Below are 11683 nucleotides of genomic sequence, written 5' to 3' on the forward strand. Positions count from 1 at the left end.
AACTTTACACAAATAAAAAAAATACATAAATTAAAAAAATGGGGTAAGGGGGTTAATATGAAAAAAATAGTATTTATATTGCTACTAATAACTTTAATACTAAGTGGTTGCTTTGTATTCAAAGATGCTCTAAAAGCGCAATTAAATATAGAAGATTATAAAATATATGAAAGAGGTATTAAAAAAATTGACTATATTTTAAAATGGAAAAAAGGAGAAGATTCCCTTGCAACTTTATACATAGGAACAAAAAAAGATAATCTTACCCCCATAGTAAAAGATTACAAAGGTGAAGAATATAAATATACATTCAACTTAAATAGTGATTATAATGAATATTATTGGATGGTTGAAACATATAATGTAAATGGCAAAAGAATAAAAAGTGATATTGCTAAAATAGTATTCGTTCAAAAACCTGAAGTAATTATGAGCAAAATTGAAAATAGTATAAAATACAACGATCTAAATTATGAATCATCAAATTCAACAGTAATAATCGATTTTAAAGAAAAACCATTAAAGACATACTATGACATAATAACCACCTATAAAAATACAAAAATATCTACAAAAAAAACAGTAACAGATAAATTCGAACTAATTACAGAAGAAAAAGGTATATATACAATATCAATAAATCCATATTTTATTATAAATAAAAAGAAATATTATGGATACAAAAAAGATATTAATATATACAATTATTTGAACTATATAGATTTTGGAAAAATTGAAGAAATTAAAGAACAAAATAAAGTGATGATTTATGCGAATTTAAAAAATTTAAAAAACATCACATTATCTTCTCTTGTAGATATTAAAACAACTGAAGAGATTATATTTAGTCCACTAATAAGCAATTACTCTACATCGATGGAAAATAATAAATTAAAAATATCAATAGATTTTACAGAACCAACTACTTATACAGGAAACGTATTAATACTAAACAATAAATGGGATTCTGATAAAATATTTGATATATCTTTTGAAACGTTACCCGAAATAAAATTAAATACCTTTGATAGTACTAACGTTGCATTAAACCAAAAATTAAGTTGGAACGCAACAGATTTAGATGGAGATGAAATATTATATGATATATACCTATCAAAAAATAAAAATCTTGAAAAAATTGAAACAAATTATACAAAAACAGAATATTACCCAAAATTATTAAGTAATACAAAATACTATTGGAAAGTTGTAGCTAAAGATGGAAAACATGAAATTTCATCTAATATTTTTTCTTTTTCAACCACAACTCCACCAAAAATATCATTAAAAAGTCCTAAAAATGGTTCAGTTGATAATCCACTTATTGTAACACTCGAATGGGATGCAAGTGATGATAATAATAACGAATTAAAATATGACATATATTTTGGAAAAGACAAAGACCCAAAACTTTTTAAAAATAACTTAACAAACAAAACATTCACAACGGATATTTTAGAAGAAGCTACATATTACTGGAAAGTCGTGGCGAAAAATAGCAAGAATGCTTCCACCGCATCTGAAATATGGACATTTACAACAATAAAAGATTCAAAAAAACCTGTTTTAATTTCTCCTGAAAATTATGCAACAAATGTGAGTTTGAATCCAAAACTCACATGGGGAGTCAATTATCCTGGTGAATTAAAATATGCTATTCAATTTGGAGACTCAGAGATGACAACTATTGCAACAGGCATAAATGAAACATCATATCAATTAAACAATTTAAAAAGTAATACAACATATTATTGGAATATAATATCATATGACAATGATAATATTGAATATACAAGTTCGGCATATTCATTTACAACTACAAAACCACCAATATGGAAAGAAATACAAGAATTCACAATAAATGAAAATGAAACATTAGAAATTAATTTGCTCGATTATGTAACTGATGAAAATAATAGAATAACGTTTTCTATCGTGTCAGGAAAAGGAATCATAAATGAAAGTTTATACACATGGACTCCAACCTTAGATGAAGGAGATAAATCATATGATATAGTCATAAAAGCGACCGATATATACGGAGCAACCTCAACTGCAACAATAACAATTAATGTAAAAAATATAAATGTAGACATAAAAAACCTTGAAATAATATCGCCACAAATAGACCAAACAAACGTTATACCATATAATGTAAAATTAAAATGGAAAGTAGAACCTGAATCGGATCTTATAAAATTTGATATATATTTTGGAGAAAATCTAACGCTTATTGCTACTGATGTGACAAAAACAGAATACGAAATTGGAAATCTTTCTTTTGACAAAAAATATTATTGGAAAATAATAGCTAAAGAACCGTTTGGAAGTATAAAAGAAATTTCAGGCAATTTTACAACAATAAAAAATATGATCAAATGGAAATTTGAAACGGGAAATGTTATATTCTCATCCCCAGCAATAGGAATTGACGGCACTGTTTTTGTTGGATCAGTCGATAATTATTTATATGCAATAAACCCAAATGGGTCTTTGAAATGGAAATTTGAAATGGGGTATTATGTAACTTCTTCACCTACAATTGGAACCGAGGGTACTATTTTTGTCGGTTCAGGTGATTATTATATATATGCAATAAACTCTGATGGGTCTTTGAAATGGAAATTTGAAACGGGAAATGTTGTAAGTTCTTCTCCAGCAATAGGAGCCGACGGCACTATTTTCGTTGGTTCATATGATAATTATATCTATGCAATAAACCCTGACGGTACTTTGAAATGGAAATTTAAAACGGGGTATTATGTAAATTCTTCCCCAGCAATAGGAGCAGATGGCACTATTTTCGTTGGTTCATATGATAATTATTTATATGCAATAAACCCTGACGGTACTTTGAAATGGAAATTTAAAACGGGGTATTATGTAAATTCTTCCCCAGCAATAGGAGCAGATGGCACTATTTTCGTTGGTTCATATGATAATTATTTATATGCAATAAACCCTGATGGTACTTTGAAATGGAAATTTAAAACGGGGTATTATGTAAATTCTTCCCCAGCAATAGGAGCAGATGGCACTGTTTTTGTTGGTTCAGGTGACAATTATATCTATGCAATAAACCCTGACGGTACTTTGAAATGGAAATTCGAAACTGGAGATTATGTGTTTTCATCCCCAGCAATAGGAGCCGACGGCACTATTTTTGTTGGTTCATATGATAATTATTTATATGCAATAAATCCGGATGGGTCTTTGAAATGGAAATTTAGAACGGAAAATGATGTAAGATCTTCACCAACAATAGGAGCAGATGGCACTGTTTTTGTTGGTTCATATGATAATTATTTATATGCTATAAACTCGAATTCTAAAGGACCTCTTGAGTCAAATTGGGCAAAATTCAGATCAAACAAATTTAATAATGGAAACCCTTATATATCACAATGCAATTCAGAATTAAAAGTTTCATTAAATTCACCTGCAGACAATTCTATTCTTGATGATTCATATATTAAATTATCTTGGAATGTTGAAAGCAATGACAGTACCCATTTAAAATATTCTGTATACCTTGGGGAAGATTTAAATAATTTATCTAAAATAGCTAACCGGATTGAAGAAAATTATTATTATGTTTCATTAAAGTTTAATACAACCTACTATTGGAAAATAGTAATGCATGATTATTATTTTGATACAGTTAGCGATACTTATACTTTTAAAGTCAATGATATTACAGCATGGAATGTTACGATATCTGAAAATATTAACGATAATTTTGCATATAACAGTAACATTTTATATTTCATCAGCAAAAGTGGAATTTTATATGCATATGACGTTAATGGAAATAAAAAGTGGGAATATTCTATTGGAACTAATGTTAACGCATCACCAGTAATTGGAAAAGATAATAGTATTATAGTTGCTGATGGGAATGGAAAAATATATGCTATAAGTGCTGATGGGAATTTAAAATGGGAATATGAAACAGAAGGAATGATTTATTCTTCTCCTGCAATTGGAAATGATGGTTGCATATATATTGGAACATCTGATTATATATATGCATTATCTGATGAAGGAACATTTAAATGGAAAAAGAATATATACGGAGCAGTAAAAAATAGTCCTGTCATAGATCAAAATGGTAATATTTATTTCTTTAATGAGAATAATTACTTATATGTAATTAATCCAAATGGAGATATTATTTATACAAATAATTTAAATTTAAATACAGATGGATACTTTGCACTTTCGGATAATAATAGAATTTATTTCATAGAAGAAAATATATTATATTGCTATGATTTAAGTAATAATGAAATATGGAAATACTATTCGGAAAATAATATTGTAAAAGGTGTTGTAATAGACATACATAACAACATATATTTTGGGGATGATGACGGCTATTTATACAAATTAGACAAAAATGGAGACCTTCTAAGAAGGATTAAACTTGATTCTAAAATTATCTCAATACCTGTATTATCTGCTAAGAATTACATATATATTGGATTAGAAAATGGTGAAATCAGAAAATATTCTCTTGAATTTGAATTGTATGGAAAGTATGTTTCTGATAAAGCAATAACCAATATGTTCTTATTGGATAACGGGAATTTAATATTTGGCAGTGAAAAAAATCATATAATTAGTATTGATTTTAAAGATGATGGACTAATGAAAAGCTCTTGGCCTATGGCTAGAAGATATTATACAGGAATAAATAATTTTATGATTATATCTAATTCTATTCCTGAAACACCAAAAATAATTTCTCCTGATGAAGTTATAAACAGTGGAATTACTGATGTTGAATTGGAAATTTCATGGAAATCCTCAGATCCGGATGGAGATTATATAAAATACGATATTTATTTTGGCAAGAATAGCGAACCTAAACTCTATAAAATTTCGTACGAATCAACATCTATTTATTTAAAAAATCTTGATTTAGATACAACTTATTATCTAAAAATTATAGCAAAAGATAGTTTCGGAGGTAGTTCAGAAAGCATAATATACTCATTTAAAACAAGAAATATTCTAAAAGCAAAAATATCGGTAGATGGTGCTATAACCACAACACCTGCAATATGGATAGACGGTTCAAACTATATTGTTTATTTTACAACTGAAAATAGTTTATACTCAATTACTCCTGATGGAACCATTAATTGGACTTATAATGCAACTTCAACAATAAATACATCACCAGTGTTAGGTAACGATGGAACAATATATATAAATGACGGTAATTATTTATTATCTATTGATAAAGATGGAATTAAAAATTGGGAATACAATACAAGTTACAATATTAGTTATACTCCAGCAATTGGAAAAGACGGAAATATTTATGTTCAAGATAATTATAATTTATATAAAATTAGTAATAATGGTTCTTTCGTTTGGAAAGAATATCTTTCGAATTATTCGTATTCATATCCAGTAATAGATAAAAATGGAAATATTATTATAGGTATTACAAATTATATTAAAAGTTATTATAGTAGTGGATATAATAAATGGTCTAAATATTATGGTTATTATTATTATTTTTACACCTTTTCATTAGGAGCTGAACATTTATATGTAGGATCAGACGAAAATCTAATTGCTTTGGATCTTAATGGTAATGAGATTTGGCGTTTTAATATTGAAAATAAAATAGAATCAGCCCCAATAATTGACGATCAAGGTAATATATATTTCGGAGCTAACAATGGTTATTTCTATGCGCTTGATGCTTCTGGGAATTTAAAATGGAAATATTACATTGGAGGTTCAATAACATCAGATGCTGTAATCGGAAAAGATAGAACTATTTATGTTGGCAGTAATAATGGCTATCTATACGCAATAAAACCTGATGGAACTATGTATTGGAGATTTAAAACAGATGGTGCAATTTATGGTGGAATAACTTTGTTCTATGATGGAAACCTTTACTTTGGAGACAATGCTGGAAATTTATATATTTTAAATGTAAAAAGTAAAGGTTTGATGAATTCTCCATGGCCAAAAATTCATAAAAATTTATTAAACAACGGACGGCAATAGGAAGATTTTCATTATTTAAACAACCTCCTTAATTTTAAAGCTAACTCTGAAGCAAAAACTGTGACTATACAATGTCAGGGATAATCCCTGACGTTGTATAGTGCTGAAAAATAACAGTAAAAGATTGTTTCTATGCAATAAACGATAATAACGGTGGTTTAGCAGACACACCATGGCCAATGTTCCATGCAAATCCGCAGCATACTGGCAATGTTAATGACAATTAAAACTTTACACAAATAAAAAGAATTACTTTCGATTATCTAATACAACAACATTGAAACCCTTATTAAAAATAGCGTGAAAGTATTTTAAACAATATATTTTCAGAATTTTAGAATATAGAAAACTAATTAAAAAAATGGAGGTGGGGAAAATGAAAAAAATAATAATGATGCTAATTTTAATAACGCTAATACTCTCAGGATGTGTGACAAATAACAATGCACCTTCAAAAGCATTAGAAGTTTATCCCATAAATTATAGTGAAGGTATACCGTTAAATATAACATTAAAATGGATAGGATATGATGAAGAAGATAAAAGCAATTTATATTATGATGTATATATGGGAAAAAGCAAAGATAATTTAAATTTAATGGAATATCAAATAACAAAAAATGAATATCACGTACTTGGATTAGAACCAACCACAACATATTATTGGAAAATAGATAGTATTGATAGTAGAGGAGAACTAACAGAAGGCGATATTTGGGAGTTTAAAACCAAAGAAAACACACCACCCACAACACCTGAAATAATTGAACCAGAAAATGGAGCTGAAAATGTAATTTTAAATCCTATTTTAAAATGGAAGTCTATTGATATTGATGGGCATAACATAAAGTATGACATATATTTTGGAGAAAATAAAAATAATTTAAAATTAATAGCAAAAGATTATGAAGATTCAAAATATAAAATAGAAGGTTTAGATGTAGAAAAAACATATTACTGGGAAATAATAGCAAAAGATGAATATGGTGGAATAGCAGAAAGTACTATTGCTAATTTTACTACAACATCATCATTACTAAAGTGGAAATTCAAGACAGAAGATAGGGTACTTTCCTCCCCTGCAATTGGAGCCGATGGCACTATTTATATTGGTTCATATGATAATTACTTATATGCAATAAACCCCGATGGGTCTTTGAAATGGAAGTACAAAACAAATGGAGTTGTAGCTTCCTCACCAACAGTAGGAATTGATGGTTCTATTTATGTTGGTAATAGTGATGGATATATTTATGCAATAAATTATGATGGTTCTCTGAAATGGAAATTTGAAACAAATAAAAATATATCAACTTCCCCAGCGATAGGAATTGATGGTACTATTTATGTTAGCAGTGATGATGGATATATTTATGCAATAACTTTTGACGGTTTTTTGAAGTGGAAATATCTAACATATGGATATGCCGAATCCTCACCATCTATAGGGTATGATGGCATTATTTATGTTGGCAGTGATGATAATTATGTCTATGCAATAAACCCCGATGGGTCTCTAAAATGGAAATACAAAACAAATGGTGATGTGAAGTCCTCCCCAGCAATTGGAAAAGATGGCATTATTTATGTTGGCAGTGATGATAATTATGTCTATGCAATAAACCCCGATGGGTCTCTAAAATGGAAATACAAAACAGATGGTGATGTAGAGTCCTCCCCAGCAATTGGAAAAGATGGCGCTGTTTTTGTTGGCAGTTTGGATAACTATGTATATGCTATAAACCCGGATGGCTCTTTAAAATGGAAATTTAGAACAGCTGATTGGGTAAAATCCTCTCCTGCAATAGGAGCGGATGGCACTGTTTTTGTTGGCAGTTTGGATAACTATGTATATGCTATAAACCCGGATGGCTCTTTAAAATGGAAATTTAGAACAGCTGATTGGGTAAAATCCTCTCCTGCAATAGGAGCGGATGGCACTATTTATATTGGAAGTAAGGATGGTCATATCTATGCAATAAATGGAAATAACGGCGGTTTAGCAGATACTCCATGGCCAATGTTCCATGCAAATCCTCAACATACTGGTCGGGTTGATGAAGACAATTATTTGACTTCTGAAATAATCCTCAATGAAGATTTTGAAAATATAGATTTAGGAAAAATTCCTAAAGAATTTTCTGTATTATATAGTGGTCGTTCATATGGAGTAGTACAAGATGAAAATATAGATGCTTCTGGAAATAAATTTTTAAAAGTATGGGGGCAACCAGGTTGGTGTTGTGGTATAGTATTCTATTTTGATATATTTAAATATCAAAAAATTGAATTAAATTATAAAGTATATGCGTCAAATAAAGAACATATTGGTTGGATTGCATTTATTAATCCAGATGTTTCGTGGGGATGGATATGTGGAGGTGCTAATATTTGGGATAATGGTAATATACGTTTTGTAACTGATAAAAATGAAGAAATAAAAGTAAAAGTTTATAATATAAATTCATGGAATGATGTAAAAACAATCTTTTTCCCTAATGAAAAATATGGAAAAGTTTATATAAACAACACATTAATATATGAATATTGGATAAACGATGATGGGTATTCTTCGAAAATAAAAGTTTACTTGCCAGACAATAAAACTATTGAATACACAGCCATGCCAAAGTCTGAATACCGAGATCCGAATGCTTACAAGGGACTTAAAGGTATTAGAATTGGAGATTGTCCAGGTAACGACGATATACCTACATATTTTGATGATTTTGTAATTATAGGATATAAATAGTGAGGTCTATTCCACAACATACTGGCAATGATTAAAATATTTGAGAGGTGAATAAAATGGATAAAATAATAGTACTCGCATTACTAATAGCAATGATTGCAGGAGGATTAATTGGCGGAATAATAAACAACAATCCACCATTAAAAGCTACAGAGGTTTATCCATTAAATAACAGTGAAAATATAGAATTAAATCCAACATTAAAATGGGAAGGATACGATATAGAAAATGGAAGCAATATTAAATATGATATATATTTTGGCAATGATAAAAACAATTTGAAATTAATAGAAAAAGATTATAAAGAATCAACGTATAAAATGGAAGGTTTAGCGCCAATAACAAAATATTATTGGAAAATAGATAGTATTGATAGTAGAGGAGCAAAAACAGAAGGCGATATTTGGGAGTTTAAAACTAAAGAAAACACACCACCAACAACACCTGAAATAATTGAGCCATATAATAATGCAAAGAATGTAAGTTTAAATCCAACATTAAAATGGAAGTCTATTGATATTGATGGGCATAATATAAAGTATGACATATATTTTGGTGAAGATAAAAATAATTTAAAATTAATGAAAAAAGGATATGATGGAATAGCATATAAAATAGAAGGTTTAGAAGTAGAAAAAACATATTATTGGAAAATAGATAGTATTGATAGCTTAGGTGCTAAAACAGAAGGCGATATTTGGGAGTTTAAAACCAAAGAAAACACACCACCCACAACACCTGAAATAATTGAACCAGAAAATGGAGCTGAAAATGTAAGTCTGATTCCAACATTAAAATGGAAGTCTATTGATATTGATGGACATAATATAACATATGACATATATTTTGGAGAAGATAAAAATAATTTAAAACTAATAGCAAAAGATTATGAAGAATCAAAATATAAAATAGAAGATTTAGATACAATAACAAAATATTACTGGAAAATAATAGCAAAAGATAGATATGGTGGAATAGCAGAAAGCACTATTGCTAACTTTACAACATCATTATTAAAATGGAAATTTAAAACAAATGGAAGCGTATATTCCTCCCCAGCAATTGGAGCCGATGGCACCATTTACGTTGGTTCATATGATAATTATATATATGCAATAAACCCTGATGGGTCTTTGAAATGGAAATTTGAAACAGAAGCTTTGATTTCTTCTTCCCCAGCAATTGGAGCCGATGGCACCATTTACGTTGGTTCATATGATAATTATATATATGCAATAAACCCTGATGGGTCTTTGAAATGGAAATTTGAAACTGGAGAGTGGGTAAAGTCCTCCCCAGCAATTGGAACCGATGGCACTGTTTTTGTCGGTTCATATGATAATTATATATATGCAATAAACCCTGATGGGTCTTTGAAATGGAAATTTGAAACTGGGAGTGATGTAGCTTCTTCTCCTGCAATAGGAGCGGATGGCACTGTTTTTGTCGGTTCATATGATAATTATATATATGCAATAAACCCTGATGGGTCTTTGAAATGGAAATTTGAAACTGGGAGTGATGTAGCTTCCTCCCCAGCAATAGGAGCGGATGGCACCATTTACGTTGGTTCATATGATAATTATATATATGCAATAAACCCTGATGGATCTTTAAAATGGAAATTTGAAACTGGGAGTGATGTAGCTTCTTCTCCTGCAATTGGAGCAGATAACACTATTTACATTGGAAGTAAGGATGGATACATGTATACAATAAACCCTGATGGGTCTCTAAAATGGAAATTTGAAACTGGAGATTGGGTAGCTTCTTCTCCTGCAATAGGAGCCGATGGTTCTGTTTTCGTTAGTTCATATGATAATTATATATATGCAATAAACCCTGATGGGTCTTTAAAAGGGAATTTTAGAACAGCTGATTGGGTAAAATCCTCTCCTGCAATAGGGTCTGATGGCACCATTTATATTGGAAGTAAGGATGGTTATATCTATGCAATAAAAGGAAATAATGGTGGTTTATCAGACACACCATGGCCAATGTTCCATGCAAATCCACAACATTCTGGTCGTGTTGATGAAGACAATTATTTGACTTCTGAATTTGTAGAAAAACTAGAAAAAACACTTTTAATAGTAAATGATAAGGATGATATGGATTCTGTAAGTATAGAATTTAAAAAAATTATGGAAGAAGAAAAAAAGATAGATATAGCTGATGGAGAAGATATAAGAAATGGTAATGTTAATCCTGAAGACTATGGAGTTATTGCATGTTTTATATATGGAGGAGAAGATAAGGTTTCGAACATAGATGAATCAGTAGCTAATAAGATATTAGAGGCGGTAGAGACTGGATCTGTTTTTATAACAAATAATGAAGCAGGTGGGGCAAAATTATTAAGTTTAATGAATTATGTAAATTCTTCTATGAAATCAGGATGGTTCCCTGCATTAAATGACTCGTTTTTTATTACAGAAGCTCGTGAAAACGATCCATTATTTGAAAATGTGAATGTATGTACAGAAGATCCTCATTCGCATGATGTATCTTATTGGAATTCTGGAGATTATGATTCATTAATATTTAGAATAGATAATAATCTTTCTTATACAGGACGATATGGTATAATAGAATATATAATAGACCCTGATGAATATCTTGCAAAAGGTTTTCATACGGGATGGAATGTTAATGATGAAACAGATATATTTCCACAATGGAATGTGGGAAAAGGTAGAATAATAATAACAACTTACTTACTTTGGACTTTTGATCAAGAAAATCAAACTGGAGGGTATATTGGAAAAGCCGGAAGAGATATATTGCACAATATAGCCAAAGGTGCATTAAGATCAAATATCTAATATAAAACAATCCTCAATGAAAACTTTGAAAACACAAATTTAGGAAAAATTCCTGAAGAATTCCATGTAAGAT

At 29.4% G+C, this 11683-nt stretch carries 3 protein-coding genes; all 3 read left to right on the forward strand.

Annotation, left to right across the window (positions count from 1 at the left end):
- Positions 1-57: 57 nt before the first annotated feature.
- Positions 58-6033: an outer membrane protein assembly factor BamB family protein gene (locus X275_RS11285; protein ID WP_084825053.1), complete on the forward strand. Its 5976-nt coding sequence runs from the start codon at positions 58-60 to the stop codon at positions 6031-6033.
- Positions 6034-6409: 376 nt separating this feature from the next.
- Positions 6410-8785, forward strand: a complete 2376-nt coding sequence (locus X275_RS11290; protein ID WP_197072564.1) for a PQQ-binding-like beta-propeller repeat protein — start codon at positions 6410-6412, stop codon at positions 8783-8785.
- A gap of 56 nt (positions 8786-8841) precedes the next feature.
- On the forward strand, positions 8842-11610 hold the full coding sequence (locus tag X275_RS11295; RefSeq protein ID WP_197072565.1) for a PQQ-binding-like beta-propeller repeat protein: 2769 nt from the start codon (positions 8842-8844) through the stop codon (positions 11608-11610).
- The last annotated feature ends 73 nt before the right edge of the window (positions 11611-11683 follow it).

This window comes from Marinitoga sp. 1197 (assembly GCF_001021165.1).
In the GTDB taxonomy this organism is placed as follows: domain Bacteria; phylum Thermotogota; class Thermotogae; order Petrotogales; family Petrotogaceae; genus Marinitoga.

Coding starts and splice junctions, on each gene's coding strand:
- X275_RS11285 (WP_084825053.1), top strand. CDS start 58: ATGAAAAAAATAGTATTTATATTGCTACTAATAACTTTAATACTAAGT.
- X275_RS11290 (WP_197072564.1), top strand. CDS start 6,410: ATGAAAAAAATAATAATGATGCTAATTTTAATAACGCTAATACTCTCA.
- X275_RS11295 (WP_197072565.1), top strand. CDS start 8,842: ATGGATAAAATAATAGTACTCGCATTACTAATAGCAATGATTGCAGGA.